The sequence below is a fragment of the Roseateles sp. Mitsp63 genome (genome assembly GCF_059491535.1).
Genome location: NZ_CP168509.1, coordinates 4870593 through 4888013 on the forward strand (window position 1 = coordinate 4870593; position 17421 = coordinate 4888013).

Here is a 17421-nt window from a genome sequence, read left to right on the forward strand (position 1 = left end):
TCAGCGCTCCCCGGGATCAGCGCGAGGCCGGTGCGGCGGGCGATGGCGCGGCGCCCTCGGTCGGCGTGCCCGGCGGACGGAAGCGCTTGACCTTCTGCCCCGGCGTCAGCACGTGGCCGCCCGCCGTCACCACTTCCTGGCCCGGGGTCAGGCCTTGCACGACGAGCTCGTTGCCCTCGGCGCCGACGACGGTCACCGGCTTTGGATTCACCGTCATCGTCTTGGGATCGAGCAGCAGCACGGCGCTCTTGCCCTGCGATTCCATCACCGCGCTCAGCGGCAGCTTGATCGCGTTGTCCGTCGGCGCGCCGGTGAGGATCACGGTGGCGGTCTGGCCCAGATGCACGTCCTGATCGCGCAGTTCGGCCTTCACGAGGAAGGTGCGCGTCACCGGATCGGCGGCGGCGGCGAGCTCGCGCAGCTTGATCGGCTGGGCATCGGCCTTGGTGTCGCTCCACAGGCGGACCTTGAGGCCATCCGGGCGCGCCGCGGCGGCACGCACCAGCGCGACCTGGTCCTCGGAGACCGAGAACACGATGTCGCGCGGCCCGTCGTTGGCCACGCGCACCACGGGCGTGCCGGCGGCCACGACCTGGCCCGGCTCGGCGTCGATGCCGGTCACCACGCCGGCGACGTCGGCCACCAGGCTCGAGTACTGCGCCTGGTTGCGCTGCACATCGGACTGCGCGCGCGCCTGGTCGAACTGCGCCTGCGCGGCCTTGAAGGCGGCATCGCGGCGGTCGAGTTCAGCGGCGCTGATGAAGCCCTGGTTGTGGAGGTCGATGTAGCGCCGGTAATCGGCGCCCAGTTGATCGCGGTTGACCTTGGCGGCCAGCACGCCGGCCTTGGCGGCCTCCTGCGCCAGCACCAGGTCCGAGCTGTCCAGCCGCGCCAGCACCTGGCCCGGCTTCACCACCGAGCCCAGGTCCACGCGGCGCTCCAGGATCTTGCCGGCGACGCGGAAGGACAGGCGCGACTCGACGCGGGCCCGCACCTCGGCGGCGAACTCGCGCTGCAGGCCGGCGGATTGCGGCGTCAGCACGACGGTGCGCACGTAGCGCTCCGGCTCCGGGGGCGGCGTCTGCTTCCCGCAGGCCGCCAGCACGGCCAGGGCAGCAGTCGCTGCCAGGCCCTTCAACGCACGCCCCCAGGAGCGGCCGGACACAGAGCCGGCGAAATGATCGGACGGGCCGACGGGGGACACAGGAGACCGTGGGGGCATGAACACCTCGACAAAGCCGCGGCGCCCAGCACCGGGCACCGGAGTAACTGACTGACCGGTCAGTAATGTATTCAGCGGGTCCGGACGTGTCAAACCGACGGCGTACGGTTCGGCGGGGTACTGCAGGGGGACTGCGAGATTTGATGTTCCCGGACGACGGCGCGGAATTCCAGCGCCCCGGGTTCATCAAGAGGGCAGGCCCGCTCAGCGGAGAATGCCGGCCGTGAGCATAGAGCACTACGAAAACTTTCCTGTTGCTTCCTGGCTGAGTCCGCCGGCCCTGCGTCCCGCGATCATGGCGATCTATCGCTTCGCGCGGACCGCCGACGACCTGGCCGACGAAGGCGACGCCACGCCGGCGCGGCGCCTGGAGGACCTGGCCGGCTACCGCGCCGACCTGCGCGCCGTCGCCGCCGGCCAGGCGCCCTCCCCGCGCTGGGCGGCGGCCGTTTTCGCGTCGCTGGGGCCGGTGATCGCCCGCTTCCATCTGCCGGTGCGGCTGCTGGAGGACCTGCTGGACGCCTTCGAGCAGGACCTGGTCAAGACCGACTACGCGACCCGGGCCGAACTCCTGGACTACTGCCGCCGCTCGGCGAACCCGGTCGGGCGGCTGCTGCTGCACCTCTACGGCATCGGCGACGAGGAGGCGCTGCGGCGCTCGGACGCGATCTGCTCGGCGCTGCAGCTGATCAACTTCTGGCAGGACTTCACCGTCGACGGCCCGCGCGGCCGGATCTACGCGCCGCTGGAGGACCGCCTCCGCCACGGGGTCGAGGGACAGGACCTGCTCGCGCTGCGCGACGGCCCGGCGGCCCGCGCGCTGATCGAATCGCTGTGCGGCTGGGCCCGCGCGCTGATGCTCGAGGGCGCCCCGCTGGCTCACCGGATCCCGGGACGCGCCGGCTGGGAGCTGCGCTTGGTGGTACAAGGCGGCCTTCGCATCCTCGACAAGCTGCGGGCGGGGCGTTTCGACGCGCTGCGCCGGCGGCCCACGATAGGCGCGTCCGACGCGCCGCTGCTGCTGTGGCGCGCGCTGTCGATGACCGCGACCCGAATGAACACCCGCCGCGAAGGGACGGCGCGATGAGCACCAAGACCGACCAGACCCCCGATGCGCCGGCCGCCGGCGCCTCCACGCCGGAGCAGTACGTCCAGCAGAAGGCCGCCGCGAGCGGCTCGAGCTTCTATTACGCGTTCCTCTTCCTGCCGCCGCCGCGCCGCGCCGCGATCACCGCCTACTACGCCTTCTGCCGCGAGGTGGACGACGTGGTCGACGAGGTGTCCGATCCGGGCGTCGCCGCGACCAAGCTCGCCTGGTGGCGCAAGGAGGTGATGAGCGCCTTCAACGGCCAGCCCTCGCACCCGGCGATGAAGGCGCTGCTGCCGCACGTGAAGGACTACGACATCCGCGTCGAGCACCTGCTCGCCGTCATCGACGGCTGCCAGATGGACCTGGAGCAGACGCGCTATCTGGACTACGCCGGCCTGCAGCGCTATTGCCACCTGGTGGCGGGCGTCGTGGGCGAGGTGGCCTCGGGCATCTTCGGCCGCACCGACGCGCAGACCGTGGCCTACGCCCACAAGCTCGGGCTGGCGATGCAGCTCACCAACATCATCCGCGACGTCGGCGACGACGCGCGCCGCGGCCGCATCTACCTGCCGGTGAGCGAGCTGCAGCAGTTCGACGTCAAGGCGCACGAGATCCTCAAGCGCGACGCCCCCTGGGGCTACAGCGACCGCTTCATCGCCCTGATGACGTTCCAGGCCGAGCGCGCGCACCGCCTCTACGACGAGGCGATGGCGCTGCTGCCCGAGGCCGACCGCAAGGCCCAGAAGCCGGGGCTCATGATGGCCAACATCTACCGCACGCTGCTGCGCGAGATCGAGGCCGAGCACTTCCAGGTCCTGCACCAGCGCATCGCGCTGACGCCGCTGCGCAAGCTGTGGATCGCGATGAAGACGAACTGGCGCGGGCGCTGACGTGAGGCGGGTGGCCGTCATCGGCGGCGGCTGGGCGGGGCTTGCCGCGGCCGTCGAGGCGGTGTCGCTGGGCGCCGCGGTCACGCTGCTGGAGATGGCACCGGCGCTCGGCGGCCGGGCGCGCAGCCTGGAAGGCACGGCGCCGGCGCTCGACAACGGCCAGCACATCCTGATCGGCGCCTACACCGAATCGCTGGCGCTGATGCGCCGCGTCGGCGGCGATCCGGAGGCCGGCCTGCTGCGGATGCCGCTGCGGCTGCGCTACCCCGACCGCGAGACGCTGACCCTGCCGCCGGGCCCGCCCACCCTCGCCTTCCTGCGCGGCGTGCTGGGCTGCGCGGCCTGGCCGCTGCTCGACCGGCTGCGCTTCCTCGCCGCGAGCAGCGCCTGGACGCTGCGCGGCTTCCGCTGCGATCCCGCGCTGACGGTCGCGCGGCTCTGCGCGACCCTGCCGCGCGTGGTGCGCGACGATCTCATCGACCCGCTCTGCGTCGCCGCGCTGAACACGCCCGCCGACCAGGCCAGCGCGCAGGTCTTCCTGCGCGTGCTGAAGGACGCGCTCTTCAGCGGGCCGGGCAGCGCGGATCTGCTGCTACCCCGCCAGGGGCTGAGCGCCCTGCTCCCCGCGCCCGCCCGCGGCTGGCTGCTGGCGCGGGGCGCGGCGATCCGCACGCAGCGCGTGCAGCGGCTGGAGGCGGCGGGGCGCGGATGGTCTGTCGACGGCGAGCTCTTCGACACCGCCATCGTCGCCTGCAGCTCGGTCGAGGCGGCGCGGCTCACGCGCGATCTGGCGCCGTCCTGGAGCGCCACCGCCGGCGCCTTCGAGTTCCAGCCCATCGTCACGATCTATCTGGAAAGCCCCGGCTCCGCCTTGCCGGCGCCCATGGTCGCGCTGCGTGAATCGCCGGCCGAGCCCGCGCAGTTCGCGTTCGACCTGGGTCAACTCGGCCTGCATCCCGGCCTGTTCAGCCTCGTCGTCAGCGGCGCGGCGCCATGGATCGCCAAGGGCCTGGAGGCCACCGGCGAGGCGGCGCTCGCGCAGGCGCTCGCGCACTTCCAGTGGGCGGCGCCACCCAGGATCGTCCGCGTGCTCAGCGAAAAGCGCGCCACCTTCGCCTGCACGCCGGGTCTGCGACGTCCCGAAGCGCCGATCGCCGCCGGACTCTGGGCCGCCGGCGACTATCTGGCCGGCCCTTATCCGGCGACGCTCGAAGGGGCGGTGCGGAGCGGTCTGGCCGCGGCGCGTTCCGCCATGCGGCAAGCCCCGGCCGGATTCGCCGCCTGATGGGCAAACGCGACGGAGATCGCCCGGTAGACGCGCCTCTCGGTTTCGCCATGCAAAAACCAGGAGAAATCCTTCACAATCGTCCGCCATGAAGTCCAAGGAGCTCCAGACCCCCGCCATCCAGGTCCTCGAGCGCACGTTCGCCCTGCTGGACGTGCTGGCCCAGCACCAGGACCCCGTCTCGCTGAAAGTGATCAGCGAGACCACCGGCCTGCATCCCTCGACCGCCCATCGCATCCTGAACGATCTGGCGCTGGGCCGCTTCGTCGACCGGCCCGAGGCCGGCAGCTACCGCCTCGGCATGCGGCTGCTGGAACTGGGCAACCTGGTCAAGGCGCGGCTGGACGTGCGCGAGGCGGCAATCGGCCCGATGCGCGAGCTCCACAAGCTGACCCACCAGCCGGTCAACCTGTCCGTGCGGCAAGGCGACGAGATCGTCTACATCGAGCGGACCTACTCCGAGCGCAGCGGCATGCAGGTCGTGCGTGCCGTCGGCGGCCGGGCGCCGCTGCACCTGACCTCGGTGGGCAAGCTGTTCCTGGCCAGCGACGATCCCCAGCGCGTGCGTGCCTACGCGACGCGCACCGGCCTGTCGGGCCACACCCGCAACAGCCTGACCGAGATCAGCCTGCTCGAGCGCGAGATGGCGCTGGTGCGCCAGCGCGGCGTCGCGCGCGACGACGAGGAGCTGGAACTGGGCGTGCGCTGCATGGCCGCCGGCATCTACGACGACCAGGGCAAGCTGGTGGCGGGGCTGTCGATCTCGGCGCCGGCGGACCGGCTCGAGGAAGGCTGGCTCCCGCGCCTGAAGGAAACGGCGACGCGGATCTCCGCCGCGCTCGGTTTCCGCGGCTGAAACGACGAAGCGGGCCTCAGGGCCCGCTTCTGCTTTCAGCCTCGACGGCTGGCCGGCTTACTTCGCCGAGATCACCGGCGTGACCGCCGTGGCCGTGGCCGCCGCCAGCGGCGATGCCGCGCCGGTCAGCCACTTGCGGACGCGTTCCGCGTCACCGATCCGCGAGTACTTCCCGGCCGAATCCAGGAACACCATGATCAGCTTGCGTCCGGCGAGCTGCGCCTGCATCACCAGGCACTGGCCGGCCTCGTTGATGAAACCGGTCTTCTGCAGCCCGATGTCCCAGTCGCCCTGGCGGACCAGACCGTTGGTGGTGCCGAAGCGCACCTGCCGGCGGCCCAGCGCCACCGTGTATTCGGGCGAGGTCGACAACTCGCGCAGCAGCGGGAAGGCATGGGCCACCTTGACCAGCTTGGCCAGGTCGGCGGCGCTGGACTGGTTGCGGCTCGACAGGCCGGTGGGCTCGACGTAATGGGTGTCCATCATGCCCAGCAGCCGCGCCTTGGCGTTCATCGCGCCGACGAAGGCTTCCAGGCCGCCCGGATAGTTGCGCCCGAGCGCATGCGCCGCACGGTTCTCCGAGGACATCAGCGCCAGGTGCAGCAGCTCGCCGCGGGTCAGCGTGGTGCCGACCGTCAGGCGCGAGCCGGTGAATTTCTCGGTGTCCTTGTCCTCGTCGGTGATCTCGAGCTTCTCGTCGAGCGACTGGTTGGCCTCGACGACCAGCAGCGCCGTCATCAGCTTGGTGATGGACGCGATCGGCAGCACGGCCGATGGGTTCTTCGAGAACAGCACCTCGTTGGTGTCCTGGTCGACCACGTAGGCGACGCTGGACTTGAGGTCGAGGGGGTCTTCCGTGTCGTGCAGGCCGTACATCGTCCCGAAGGACGGTTTGGCGGGCACGACTTCCCGGATCGGGGCCGCCGCGCGGGCGGCCACCTTGCGCGGAGAACGCGGGGCCGGCTTGGCCTTGCGCACGCTCTTCGCCTTGGCTTTGGAGGACGACGTGGTGGTGGCCGCCTGCGCCGTTTGAACCGGCGCGAGACTGGCGGTCAAACCCGTCAGCAACATGACGCCGCTGAGCGCGGCACCAGACAGCAATGTCGCAATGGTCTTCAATCCAGTCCCCAGATGTGGGCGCGAGTTTAGGGGATCGCTGAAAGACCGGCAAGATCAATGACTTAACGCAGGCTCTTAAAGTGCCTGAATCCGTGCCATCCGACGCGGCCCGGGGGCCTGCGCGTGTTGTCCTGTCAACCTTGGGCGGCGACCCGCTCCGTTTTGCTCTGCAACTTGTTCAGAGCGCTCAAATATGCTTTGGCCGAGGCGACGACGATATCCGGGTCTGCCCCCACGCCGTTCACCACGCGACCGGCATGCTGCAAGCGCACCGTCACTTCGCCTTGCGATTCTGTGCTGCCGCCGGTGATCGCGCTGACCGAATACAGCAGCATTTCGGCCCCACTTTGGACCTTGCTCTCGATCGCCTTGAGCACCGCGTCCACCGGACCGTTGCCGTCGCTCTCGGTGCGGTGCTCGACCTCGCCCTCGGCGAACACCACCTGCGCCTGCGGGCGCTCGCCGGTCTCGGAGCGCTGCGCCAGCGCGACCAGCCGGTAGTGCTCATGGACCTGCGTCACCGACTCGTCCATCACCAGCGCGATGATGTCCTCGTCGAAGATCTCCGACTTGCGGTCCGCCAGGTCCTTGAAGCGGACGAAGGCGGCGTTGATCTCGGCCTCCGACTCCAGCGGGATGCCCAGTTCCTGCAGCCGCTGCTTGAAGGCGTTGCGTCCCGACAGCTTGCCCAGCACGATCTTGTTGGCGCTCCAGCCGACGTCCTCGGCGCGCATGATCTCGTAGGTGTCGCGCGCCTTGAGCACGCCGTCCTGGTGGATGCCGGACGCATGCGCGAACGCGTTGGCGCCCACCACCGCCTTGTTGGGCTGCACGACGAAGCCGGTCGTCTGCGACACCATCTTCGACGCCGGCACGATCTGCGACGGATCGACGCGGACCTCGAGTCCGAAATAGTCGCGGCGCGTCTTCACCGCCATGACGACCTCTTCCAGCGAGCAGTTCCCGGCGCGCTCGCCCAGGCCGTTGATGGTGCACTCGACCTGCCGCGCGCCGCCGATCTTGACGCCCGCCAGCGAGTTCGCCACCGCCATGCCCAGGTCGTTGTGGCAGTGCACGCTCCAGATCGCCTGGTCGGAGTTGGGCACCCGCTCGCGCAGCGTGCGGATGAACTCGCCATAGAGCTCGGGGATCGCGTAGCCGACGGTGTCGGGGATGTTGATCGTGCGCGCGCCCTCGCGGATCACCGCCTCGACGACGCGGGCCAGGAACTCCGGATCGGAGCGGTAGCCGTCCTCCGGGGAGAACTCGATGTCGCCGGTCAGGTTGCGGGCGAAGCGCACCGCCTGGATCGCCTGCTCCAGCACCTGCTCGCGGGTCATGCGCAGCTTCTTCTCCATGTGGAGCTCGCTGGTGGCGATGAAGGTGTGGATGCGCGAGCGCGCCGCGCCCTTCAGCGCCTCGGCGGCGCGCGCGATGTCGCGGTCGTTGGCGCGCGCCAGCGAGCACACCGTGCTGTCGCGGATCGTGTCGGCGATCGCCCTCACCGCCTCGAAGTCGCCGTGGCTCGCCGCCGCGAAGCCGGCCTCGATCACGTCCACCTTCAAGCGCTCCAGCTGCCGCGCGATGCGCAGCTTCTCGTCCTTGGTCATGGACGCGCCGGGCGATTGCTCACCGTCGCGCAGGGTGGTGTCGAAGATGATCAGCTGGTCGGACATGAAGGGCTTCCTCGCGGTGGCGGGCCTTGGGGATGAGGGGCGATCTTAGGCCGCGGATCAGGCGGCGACGCGGTCGGCGAGCTTGAGCAGGCCGCGTTGCGCCGCGCGGCGCAGGCCGGACACGATCGCCTTCAGCGAGGCCGAGGCGATGTTGCCGTCCATGCCGACGCCGAACAGCGTCGCCTCGCCCACGCGCAGCTCCAGGTAGGCCACGGCCTGGGCGTCGGCGCCGCTGCCCAGCGCGTGCTCGTGGTAATCGAGCACGCGGACCTGGGTCTTGAGCAGCTTGTTCAGGCCCTCGACGAAGGCATCGATCGGGCCCTTGCCCTGGCCGTCGATCTTCACCATCCGCACGCACAGGTCGGCCTGCGCCTGGACGCGGGTCTGGCCGTCCTCGGCGGTGTCGATCTGCGGATGCAGCGTCGGCGCCTGCTTCACGCCGTACTCGCGGTCGAAGATCTGCCAGATGTCGGCCGCGCCGAGCTCCTTGCCGTTCGTGTCCATCACGCCCTGGACGATCTGGCTGAACTCGATCTGCAGGCGGCGCGGCAGCTCCACGCCGTACTCGGCCTCGAGCAGGTAGGAGATGCCGCCCTTGCCCGACTGGCTGTTGACGCGGATCACCGCCTCGTAGCTGCGGCCCAGGTCCTTGGGGTCGATCGGAAGATAGGGGATCTCCCAGATGTCGCTGTCCTTGCGGGCGGCGAAGGCCTTCTTGATCGCGTCCTGGTGCGAGCCCGAGAACGAGGTGTAGACCAGCTCGCCCACGTACGGGTGGCGCGGATGGACGGGGATCTGGTTGCAGTGCTCGACGCAGCGGCGGATCTCGTCGATGTCGGAGAAGTCGAGCTCCGGATGCACCCCCTGCGTGTACAGGTTGAGCGCGACGTTGACCAGGTCCAGGTTGCCGGTGCGCTCGCCATTGCCGAACAGGCAGCCCTCGACGCGGTCGGCGCCGGCCATCAATGCCAGCTCGGCGGCGGCCGTGCCGGTGCCGCGGTCGTTGTGCGGATGGACCGACAGGATCACGCTGTCGCGGCGCTCGATGTTCCGGCCCATCCACTCGATCATGTCGGCGTAGATGTTGGGCGTCGAATGCTCGACCGTGGTCGGCAGGTTGATGATGATCTTGCGCTCGGGCGTCGGGCCCCAGGCCGCGGTCACCGCGTCGACGACGCGCTTGGAGAAGGCCAGCTCGGTGCCGGAGAACATCTCCGGCGAGTACTCGAAGCGGAAGTCCGTCCCGGGCTGCTTCGCGGCCAGCTCGCGGATCAGCGCCGTGTGCGTCACGGCCAGGTCGACGATCTCGTCCTCGCTCATGTTCAGCACGACGCGGCGCATCACCGGCGCGACCGCGTTGTAGAGATGGACGACCGCGCGCGGCACGCCCACCAGCGATTCGAAGGTGCGCTCGATCAGGGGCTGGCGCGCCTGCGTCAGGACCTGGATCGTCACGTCATCGGGGATGTGGCCGTCCTCGATCAGCAGGCGGACGAAATCGAAGTCCGTCTGCGAGGCCGAGGGGAAACCGACCTCGATCTCCTTGAAGCCGATCTTCACCAGCATCTGGAACATGCGCAGCTTGCGCTCGGCATCCATCGGCTCGATCAGGGCCTGGTTGCCGTCGCGCAGGTCGGTGCTCAGCCACAGCGGCGCCTTCGTGATCTGCGCGTCGGGCCAGCGGCGGTCCGGAAGGGCGATGGGAGCGAAGGCGCGGTACTTGGTCTGCGGTTGCTTGAGCATGAGAGCGTTCCTGGTGGGTTCAGGGGCGCAACTCGCAGACTCCAAATGGAAAAACGGCCCGCTGCGAGTTGCAATCGGGCCGTTGGATCTGGATGAACGTCGTGAGACTGACGGACGTGCGCAAATCAGCGAACCCGAAGGTCGCCTGGTAGTAGCAGCGCGGTGGCGGTCAGAAACGTCATGGGGGTCGAATATAGGGGCGCGGCGCCGCGATCGTCAACGACAGTGGGCCGCGCGCCGCGCTTCAAGCATTCGCTATCGGTGAAGGCCCGCTTCATCGGGCTCGTCGGTCGACATCGCGATCACGCTCGCCGGCTTGCCCTTGGCGCGCCGGACCGCATAGACGATGTAGCCCGAGATGCCATAGACGCAGAACACGCCGAACAGCACACGCGGCGGATCGATGTTGATCGCGGCGATCGCCAGCATGATCACCACCAGCACGATGAAGGGCACCGAGCGCTTGAAGGTGATGTCCTTGAAGCTGTAGAACGGCGCGTTGGTCACCATCGTGAGGCCCGCGTAGAGCGTGAAGCCGAAGGCCAGCCAAGCCAGCGCCGGATCGCGGTGGATGTCCTTGTAGCCGGCGCTGTCCAGCGCCCAGATCAGGCTCATCACCAGCGCGGCCGCGGCCGGACTGGGCACGCCCTGGAAGAAGCGGCGATCCACGACGGCGATGTTGGTGTTGAAGCGCGCCAGCCGCAGCGCCGCGCCGGCGATGTAGACGAAGGCGGCGAACCAGCCCCACTTGCCCAGGCCCTGCAGCGCCCAGGAGTACATGATCAGCGCCGGCGCCGCGCCGAAGGAGACCATGTCGGACAGCGAGTCCATCTGCTCGCCGAAGGTGCTCTGCGTGTTGGTCATGCGCGCGACGCGGCCGTCCAGGCTGTCGAGCACCATGGCCGCGAAGATGCCGTAGACGGACTGCTCGAAGCGCCCGCCGATGCCCATCACCACGGCATAGAAGCCGCTGAACAGCGCGGCCAGGGTGAACAGGTTGGGCAGCAGGTAGATGCCCTTGTGGCGCGGGCGCTGCGGGGCGTCGAGGACGTCGGGCTCGTCCTCGTCGAGCAGGTCCACGTTCTTGTTCTGGGTCGAATTCATGGGCCGGAAGGATACCAGCGCCACCAACGAGAAAGGCCGCGCGGGCGATCCGCGCGGCCTTGCGAAGGGGCGATCAGGCGATCAGTTCTTGGACTTGTCGACCAGCTTGTTGGCCTTGATCCAGGGCATCATCGCGCGCAGCTGTTCGCCGACCTGCTCGATCGGGTGCTCGGCGGTCAGGCGGCGGCGGCTGATCAGCGTCGGGGCGCCGGCCTTGTTCTCCAGGATGAAGGACTTGGCGTACTCGCCGGTCTGGATGTCCTTCAGGCACTGGCGCATCGCGTCCTTGGTCGCCTCGGTGACGACGCGCGGGCCGGTCACGTACTCGCCGTACTCCGCGTTGTTGGAGATCGAGTAGTTCATGTTGCCGATGCCGCCTTCATAGATCAGGTCGACGATCAGCTTGAGCTCGTGCAGGCATTCGAAGTAGGCCATCTCGGGCGCGTAACCGGCTTCGGTCAGCGTCTCGAAGCCGGCCTTGATCAGCTCGACGGCGCCGCCGCACAGCACGGCCTGTTCGCCGAACAGGTCGGTCTCGGTCTCCTCGCGGAACGAGGTCTGGATGATGCCGGCCTTGCCGCCGCCGTTGGCCGACGCGTAGCTCAGCGCCAGGTCGCGCGCCTTGCCGGTCTTGTCCTGGTAGACGGCGATCAGGTGGGGCACGCCGCCGCCCTGGCGGTAGGTGTTGCGCACCGTGTGGCCCGGGGCCTTCGGGGCGACCATCCACACGTCCAGGTCCTCGCGCGGCTGCACCTGGCCGTAGTGCACGTTGAAGCCGTGCGCGAAGGCCAGCGAGGCGCCCGCCTTGATGTTGGGCTCGACTTCCTTCTTGTAGACGTCGGCGATCTGCTCGTCGGGCAGCAGGATCATGACCACGTCGGCGGACTTGACCGCCTCGGCGATCTCCGCGACCTTCAGGCCGGCGCCTTCGGCCTTGGCCCAGGACGCGCCGCCGCGGCGCAGACCCACGGTGACCTTCACGCCGCTGTCGTTCAGGTTCTGGGCATGGGCATGGCCTTGCGAGCCGTAGCCGATGATGGTGACGTTCTTGCCCTTGATCAGGCTGAGGTCGGCGTCCTTGTCGTAGTACACGTTCATGGTGGTCTCTCCGGGGGAAATCAGTACGGGGGTGGTTCAGTGGCGCGCGTCGTCAGACGCGCAGGATGCGTTCGCCGCGGCCGATGCCGCTGGTGCCGGTGCGCACCGTCTCGAGGATGGCGCCGCGGTCGATCGCGTCGATGAAGGCGTCGAGCTTGCCGGCGTCGCCGGTCAGCTCGATGGTGTAGGTCTTCTCGGTGACGTCGATGACATGGCCGCGGAAGATGTCGGCGGTGCGCTTGAGCTCCTCGCGCTCCTTGCCGACGGCGCGCACCTTGATCAGCATGAGCTCGCGCTCGATGTAGCGGCCCTCGGTCAGGTCGACGACCTTGACGACCTCGATCAGCCGGTTCAGGTGCTTGGTGATCTGCTCGATCACGTCGTCGCTGCCGCTGGTGACGATGGTCATGCGCGACAGCGAGGGGTCCTCGGTCGGTGCCACGGTCAGGCTCTCGATGTTGTAGCCCCGGGCGGAGAACAGCGCGACGACGCGCGACAGCGCGCCCGGCTCGTTCTCGATGAGCAAAGCAATGATGTGTTTCATGGAATCTCGTCCTTCGCGCTCTTCAGACCGCCGGCGGTAACCGGACGGCCCTTGGCCACGCTCTTCGATCTAGGGAATGGGCCGGATCGCTCCGAGCGCCTCGGACCCTGCGCCGCCGGTCGCGACGCGCGCGGTAACGCGCGCCGCGCCGGACGGCTTCGAGCCGTCAGCGGCCTCAGAGGTCCTCGGACCCCAGCAGCATTTCCGAAATGCCCTTGCCCGCCTGGACCATGGGCCAGACGTTCTCGGTCGGGTCGGTGCGCACGTCCAGGAAGACCGTGCGGTCCTTCAGGCGCATCGCCTCGCGCAGCGCGGGCTCCACGTCCGAGGGCTTCTCCACCAGCAGGCCGACATGTCCATAGGACTCGGCCAGCTTGACGAAGTCGGGCAGCGCATCCATGTAGCTGTGCGAGTAGCGCTTGCCGTAGTCCAGCTCCTGCCACTGCCGCACCATGCCCAGGTAGCGGTTGTTCAGCGACACGATCTTGACCGGCGTCTTGTACTGCTGGCAGGTGGACAGCTCCTGGATGTTCATCTGGATGCTGCCTTCGCCGGTGATGCAGAAGACGTCCGACTCCGGCTTGGCGAGCTTGATGCCCATCGCGTACGGCAGGCCCACGCCCATCGTGCCCAGACCGCCGGAGTTGATCCAGCGGCGCGGCTCGTCGAAGCGGTAGAACTGCGCGGCCCACATCTGGTGCTGGCCGACGTCGGAGGTGACATAGGTGTCGCGGCCGCGGGTCATGTTCCACAGCGTCTCGACGACGTACTGCGGCTTGATGACCTCGGTCGAGTGCTTGTAGGCCAGGCAGTCGCGCTTGCGCCAGTCGTTGATCTGGCTCCACCAGGCGTTGATGGACTCGCTGTCCGGGCGCGCCTGCGCCTCCTTGATCTGGGCGATCAGCTCCTGCAGCACGTCCTTGACGTCGCCCACGATCGGGATGTCCACGCGCACGCGCTTGGAGATCGACGAGGGATCGATGTCGATGTGGATGATCTTGCGGTCGACCGACGAGAAGTGCTTCGGGTTGCCGATCACGCGGTCGTCGAAGCGCGCGCCCACGGCGAGCAGCACGTCGCAGTGCTGCATCGTCATGTTGGCCTCGTAGGTGCCGTGCATGCCCAGCATGCCGAGGAAGCGCGGATCGGTGCCGGGCATCGCGCCCAGGCCCATCAGCGTGTTGGTGCAGGGATAGCCCAGCAGCTCGACCAGCTGGCGCAGCTCGGCCGTGGCCTCGCCCAGGATCACGCCGCCGCCGGTGTAGATGTAGGGACGCTTGGCGCCCATCAGCAGCTGGACCGCCTTGCGGATCTGGCCGCTGTGGCCCTTCTTCACCGGGTTGTAGGAGCGCATCTCGACGCGCTCCGGGTAGTGGAACGGCGTGCGATTGAGCGAGACGTCCTTGGGGATGTCCACCACCACCGGGCCGGGACGGCCCGTGCGCGCGATGTGGAAGGCCTTCTTCAGCGTGGTCGCCAGGTCGCGCACGTCCTTGACCAGGAAGTTGTGCTTGACGATCGGGCGGGTGATGCCGACGGTGTCGCACTCCTGGAAGGCGTCCAGGCCGATGGCGGGCGTCGGGACCTGACCGGTGATGATCACCATCGGGATCGAGTCCATGTACGCCGTCGCGATGCCGGTGATGGCATTCGTGACGCCGGGACCGGAGGTCACCAGCGCGACGCCGACTTCGCCGGTCGCCCGGGCATAGCCGTCGGCGGCGTGCACGGCGGCCTGCTCATGGCGCACCAGCACGTGCTGGATGGCGTCCTGCTTGTAGAGCGCGTCGTAGATGTAGAGGACGGCACCGCCTGGATAGCCCCAGAGGAACTTCACGCCTTCGGCCTGAAGACTCTGAACCAGGATTTCGGAGCCATTCAGTTCCTGTCCGGAACTGACGGAATGGGGGTGCGGTTGTGAGCGAGCTTCCGTGATCGCTGCACGTTTGATGTCCGCGGCAGACATGTCCATATGTCGAACCTCTGAGAATTTCTCTGACGAAAAACCATCGGTGCTTCTCCTCTCGCCCTTGTGAGGCGGACTTGAAACGTCGCGTCAAAAACAGGGGCGCCCCGGTTGGGCGGCCTACTTGAGACTTAAAAACTGCGGTGTGCGAGGGGGCTGATTATGCACACAAACCCGCAAGCGGCCCGCGAGGCAATGGCTATTTGTAGTGCGGGTGCCATAATCCGCGCCGTTTTGCCTGCCTCCACGCCCTCCGACGGCGCCAGCCCTTGGCCACAGACAAAGAACTCAACGACTTTCTCAAATCCGTCGATCGCCGCGCCTTCAAGCGCACGGTCTACATGGTGCGAGACGAGGACGCCGCACTGGACATCGTCCAGGACGCCATGATCCGCCTGGCCGAGAAGTACTTCGACCGCCCGGCGGCCGAGCTGCCGATGCTGTTCCAGCGCATCCTGTCGAACGCGACGATGGACTGGTTCCGCCGCCAGAAGGTGCGCAACGCGGTCTTCAGCAACCTGTCGGACTTCGAGGGGAGCGATCCCGGGGACGACTTCGACCTGCTGGAATCGCTGGAGACCCAGGAAGGCTCGATGGGGGCGCTGTCGGCCGCGGACGAGGTGTCGCGCGTTCAGGTGCTGGGCGCGATCGAACAGGAAGTGGCCGCCCTGCCGGCGCGTCAACGGGAAGCCTTCCTGCTGCGTTACTGGGAGGAACTCGACGTCGCGGAGACGGCCGCGGTCATGGGTTGCTCCGAGGGCAGCGTGAAGACACACTGCTCCCGCGCCGTGCATGCGCTGGCCAAAACGCTGAAAGCCAAGGGAATCTCGCTATGAAGAAGAACACGCCAGGAACGCCGCTGCCGCTGGAGGCTGAAGCGCGCGTGACCCGTTTCGGGCTGCGGGTGGCTGCCGGCCTGACCGAGCAGAGCGAGACCCTGTCCGGCGACATCCAGGAACGGCTGCGCTTCGCGCGTGAGCAGGCGCTTGCCAAGGCGATGGCCGCGCGCGCCGCGGCGCCGGCGCAGACGGCGTCCGACGCGCGCCAGGTCGGCGGCGGCACGCTGGCGCTGGGCGGCGGCGAGAAGACGCCGCGCTGGCGCAAGGCCGCGGCGCTGCTGCCGCTGGCGCTGCTGCTGGGCGGCCTGCTGCTGATCCAGCACAGCCAGTGGTACGAACAGATCCGCAGCGCGGCCGAGCTCGACACCGAGATGCTCTCCAAGCCGCTGCCGCCGGCGGCCTACAGCGATCCGGGCTTCCGCGAGTACCTCAACGAGGACCGGAACGACGCCAACACCCCCGCCAGCGCCGAAGAGGGCGAGAAGTCCGACGAAGCGAAATCGTCGCAGTGAGGCGGTGCGTGGCCAGACTCCTCCGCCTCTCTCCGCTTCTTCCCGGCCTTGGCGTTTTCCCTGATCCTCGCGACTGGCGCCTGCTGGCGCGCCGCCTGAGCCTGGCGGCTGCCTGCGGCGCGCTCGCCATCGGCGCGGCCAGCGTGTCCGCGCAGGAGACGGCCGCCTCCGGCCCGGCCAACCCGCCGGCGTCCGCGGACGCCGCCTCACCCGCTCTGCGCGCCTCCTCGGCCATCCGCCACGCCGGCCCGGCGACCGGCCCCGGCGCGCTTGTCGTCGGCCAGAACTGGGCGTCGTTGAGCGCCTCGCAGAAGGAGGCGCTGGCGCCACTGGCGAAGGAATGGGATCAGCTCGACGGCGCCCGCAAGGGCAAGTGGCTGGAGATCGCCGCCCGTTACCCCTCCCTGTCCGCCGAACACCAGCAGCGCCTGCGCGAACGCATGTCCGAATGGGCGCAGATGTCGCCGGCCGAGCGCCAGCGCGCCCGCATCGGCTACCAGCACGCCAGCGAGCTGCGCACGCCGGAACAGGAATCCCAGTTGCGCGCCAAGTGGGAGGCCTACCAGGCACTGCCGGCCGAAAAGCGCCAGCGCCTGGCCGAACGCGCAGCCGAGAAGGCCTCGGCCGCCGGCCTCGAAGGCTCGGCGCCGGCGCGCCCGGGCCGCGCCCATGCGCCGATCGGCCGCGCGCCGCTGAGCTCGGCGACCAGCCCCACGATCGTCCAGGCCTTGCCCGGCGCGACCACCGTGCTGCTGACGCAGCGCGCCGAGCCGCCGCTGCCCGGCGCCAGCGCGGCCCCCGGCCGGCCGCTGCGCACGCCGCGCGACGCCAAGCTCGATCCGAACACGCTGCTCCCCCGCCGCGACGGAGCCAGCCGCTAAACTGGCCGGATGACCTCCGCCCCTGGTGCCACTGCTGCCACTGCCGCCGGCGACGATGCCCCGCCGGGCCTGATGCGCCGCCTCGCCGCCTTCATTTATGAAGGCGTCGTGCTGTTTGGCGTCGTCTTCATCGCCGGCTGGCTGTACTCGACGCTCACCCAGCAGCGCAACGCGATGGTCGGCCAGCACGGCCTGCAGGCCTTCCTGTTCCTGGTGCTGGGCATCTATTTCATCTGGTTCTGGTCGCGCGGCGGCCAGACCGTGGCGATGCGCGCCTGGCATCTGCGCGTCGTCGACACCCAGGGCAGACCGCTGACCCAGGCGCGCGCCACGGCGCGCTACCTGGCGTCCTGGCTCTGGTTCCTGCCGGCGCTGGCCAGCGTGCACCTGCTGGGGCTGGACCACAGCACCGGCGCGATCTTCGGCGCCATGGCCGCCGGCATCGCCGGCTACCTGCTGCTGGCCCGGCTGCATCCGCGGCGCCAGTTCCTGCACGACGTGCTCTGCGGCACGCGCCTGGTGACGCGGCGTCCGCCGCCGCGCGCCGCGGCGGCCCTGTCCGCCGGCGATTCCTGATCTCTCCCCTTTTCCCGACG

Annotated in this window: 16 protein-coding genes; 8 read left to right on the forward strand and 8 right to left on the reverse strand. The window is 69.0% G+C overall.

Features of this window, described 5'->3' with window-relative positions; genetic code table 11:
* Window positions 1-16: 16 nt before the first annotated feature.
* The gene (locus ACEN96_RS21075) at window positions 17-1138 is read right to left on the reverse strand and encodes an efflux RND transporter periplasmic adaptor subunit (protein ID WP_495585009.1); all 1122 of its coding nucleotides are present in this window, start codon (window positions 1136-1138) and stop codon (window positions 17-19) included.
* A 298-nt stretch (window positions 1139-1436) separates the two neighbouring features.
* On the opposite strand from ACEN96_RS21075, the gene hpnC reads away from it, so the two are divergent.
* From hpnC to ACEN96_RS21095, 4 genes are all read left to right on the forward strand, one after another.
* Window positions 1437-2309: a squalene synthase HpnC gene (gene hpnC / locus ACEN96_RS21080; protein ID WP_495585010.1), complete on the forward strand. Its 873-nt coding sequence runs from the start codon at window positions 1437-1439 to the stop codon at window positions 2307-2309.
* Window positions 2306-3202 carry a presqualene diphosphate synthase HpnD gene (gene hpnD / locus ACEN96_RS21085; protein ID WP_495585011.1) on the forward strand — a complete coding sequence of 299 codons (897 nt, stop codon included), beginning with the start codon at window positions 2306-2308 and terminating at the stop codon, window positions 3200-3202. The genes hpnC and hpnD overlap by 4 nt, the downstream gene beginning before the upstream one ends.
* 1 nt (window position 3203) lies before the next feature.
* Window positions 3204-4487 carry a hydroxysqualene dehydroxylase HpnE gene (hpnE, locus tag ACEN96_RS21090; protein WP_495585012.1) on the forward strand — a complete coding sequence of 428 codons (1284 nt, stop codon included), beginning with the start codon at window positions 3204-3206 and terminating at the stop codon, window positions 4485-4487.
* Between the two features lie 88 nt (window positions 4488-4575).
* The gene (locus ACEN96_RS21095; RefSeq protein ID WP_343639572.1) at window positions 4576-5343 is read left to right on the forward strand and encodes an IclR family transcriptional regulator; all 768 of its coding nucleotides are present in this window, start codon (window positions 4576-4578) and stop codon (window positions 5341-5343) included.
* Between the two features lie 57 nt (window positions 5344-5400).
* Here ACEN96_RS21095 and pbpG read toward each other — a convergent pair whose 3' ends face one another.
* The 7 genes from pbpG to ACEN96_RS21130 all read right to left on the reverse strand — a co-directional run bounded on the left by pbpG (window position 5401) and on the right by ACEN96_RS21130 (window position 14599).
* The gene (gene pbpG, locus ACEN96_RS21100; RefSeq protein WP_495588653.1) at window positions 5401-6414 is read right to left on the reverse strand and encodes a D-alanyl-D-alanine endopeptidase; all 1014 of its coding nucleotides are present in this window, start codon (window positions 6412-6414) and stop codon (window positions 5401-5403) included.
* Between the two features lie 182 nt (window positions 6415-6596).
* Complete coding sequence (locus ACEN96_RS21105) at window positions 6597-8138, reverse strand: 2-isopropylmalate synthase (protein WP_495585013.1); 1542 nt, start codon at window positions 8136-8138, stop codon at window positions 6597-6599.
* A 57-nt stretch (window positions 8139-8195) separates the two neighbouring features.
* Window positions 8196-9881, reverse strand: coding sequence for a 2-isopropylmalate synthase (gene leuA, locus ACEN96_RS21110; protein WP_495585014.1), 1686 nt, complete (start codon window positions 9879-9881; stop codon window positions 8196-8198).
* Between the two features lie 255 nt (window positions 9882-10136).
* A complete protein-coding gene (pssA, locus tag ACEN96_RS21115) occupies window positions 10137-10985 on the reverse strand; it encodes a CDP-diacylglycerol--serine O-phosphatidyltransferase (RefSeq protein WP_495585015.1) in 849 nt (282 codons plus the stop codon).
* 81 nt (window positions 10986-11066) lie between these two features.
* Window positions 11067-12083, reverse strand: a complete 1017-nt coding sequence (ilvC, locus tag ACEN96_RS21120) for a ketol-acid reductoisomerase (RefSeq protein ID WP_343639581.1) — start codon at window positions 12081-12083, stop codon at window positions 11067-11069.
* A gap of 52 nt (window positions 12084-12135) precedes the next feature.
* Window positions 12136-12627, reverse strand: coding sequence for an acetolactate synthase small subunit (gene ilvN / locus ACEN96_RS21125; RefSeq protein WP_495585016.1), 492 nt, complete (start codon window positions 12625-12627; stop codon window positions 12136-12138).
* Window positions 12628-12802: 175 nt separating this feature from the next.
* Entirely contained in the window at window positions 12803-14599 is a 1797-nt protein-coding gene (locus ACEN96_RS21130) for an acetolactate synthase 3 catalytic subunit (protein WP_495585017.1), read from the reverse strand.
* A gap of 263 nt (window positions 14600-14862) precedes the next feature.
* Between ACEN96_RS21130 and ACEN96_RS21135 the strand changes: the two genes are divergently transcribed.
* Genes ACEN96_RS21135 through ACEN96_RS21150 form a run of 4 tightly spaced genes read left to right on the forward strand, consistent with a single transcriptional unit; the run spans window position 14863 to window position 17401 of the window.
* Window positions 14863-15429 (forward strand): RNA polymerase sigma factor, encoded by a 567-nt coding sequence (locus ACEN96_RS21135; protein WP_495585018.1) that lies wholly within the window; start codon window positions 14863-14865, stop codon window positions 15427-15429.
* A complete protein-coding gene (locus ACEN96_RS21140; protein ID WP_495585019.1) occupies window positions 15426-15944 on the forward strand; it encodes a DUF3619 family protein in 519 nt (172 codons plus the stop codon). The genes ACEN96_RS21135 and ACEN96_RS21140 overlap by 4 nt, the downstream gene beginning before the upstream one ends.
* An 8-nt stretch (window positions 15945-15952) precedes the next feature.
* Window positions 15953-16825 (forward strand): DUF3106 domain-containing protein, encoded by an 873-nt coding sequence (locus tag ACEN96_RS21145; RefSeq protein ID WP_495585020.1) that lies wholly within the window; start codon window positions 15953-15955, stop codon window positions 16823-16825.
* Between the two features lie 9 nt (window positions 16826-16834).
* The gene (locus tag ACEN96_RS21150) at window positions 16835-17401 is read left to right on the forward strand and encodes an RDD family protein (protein ID WP_495585021.1); all 567 of its coding nucleotides are present in this window, start codon (window positions 16835-16837) and stop codon (window positions 17399-17401) included.
* Window positions 17402-17421 lie beyond the last annotated feature (20 nt).

What these genes read in the sequence shown, in the direction of transcription:
- hpnD (WP_495585011.1), top strand. Translation starts at nt 2,306, where the DNA reads ATGAGCACCAAGACCGACCAGACCCCCGATGCGCCGGCCGCCGGCGCC.
- ACEN96_RS21095 (WP_343639572.1), top strand. Translation starts at nt 4,576, where the DNA reads ATGAAGTCCAAGGAGCTCCAGACCCCCGCCATCCAGGTCCTCGAGCGC.
- pssA (WP_495585015.1), bottom strand. Translation starts at nt 10,985, where the DNA reads ATGAATTCGACCCAGAACAAGAACGTGGACCTGCTCGACGAGGACGAG.
- ACEN96_RS21130 (WP_495585017.1), bottom strand. Translation starts at nt 14,599, where the DNA reads ATGGACATGTCTGCCGCGGACATCAAACGTGCAGCGATCACGGAAGCT.
- leuA (WP_495585014.1), bottom strand. Translation starts at nt 9,881, where the DNA reads ATGCTCAAGCAACCGCAGACCAAGTACCGCGCCTTCGCTCCCATCGCC.
- ilvC (WP_343639581.1), bottom strand. Translation starts at nt 12,083, where the DNA reads ATGAACGTGTACTACGACAAGGACGCCGACCTCAGCCTGATCAAGGGC.
- ACEN96_RS21140 (WP_495585019.1), top strand. Translation starts at nt 15,426, where the DNA reads ATGAAGAAGAACACGCCAGGAACGCCGCTGCCGCTGGAGGCTGAAGCG.
- ACEN96_RS21105 (WP_495585013.1), bottom strand. Translation starts at nt 8,138, where the DNA reads ATGTCCGACCAGCTGATCATCTTCGACACCACCCTGCGCGACGGTGAG.
- ACEN96_RS21150 (WP_495585021.1), top strand. Translation starts at nt 16,835, where the DNA reads ATGACCTCCGCCCCTGGTGCCACTGCTGCCACTGCCGCCGGCGACGAT.
- hpnC (WP_495585010.1), top strand. Translation starts at nt 1,437, where the DNA reads ATGCCGGCCGTGAGCATAGAGCACTACGAAAACTTTCCTGTTGCTTCC.
- ilvN (WP_495585016.1), bottom strand. Translation starts at nt 12,627, where the DNA reads ATGAAACACATCATTGCTTTGCTCATCGAGAACGAGCCGGGCGCGCTG.
- pbpG (WP_495588653.1), bottom strand. Translation starts at nt 6,414, where the DNA reads ATGTTGCTGACGGGTTTGACCGCCAGTCTCGCGCCGGTTCAAACGGCG.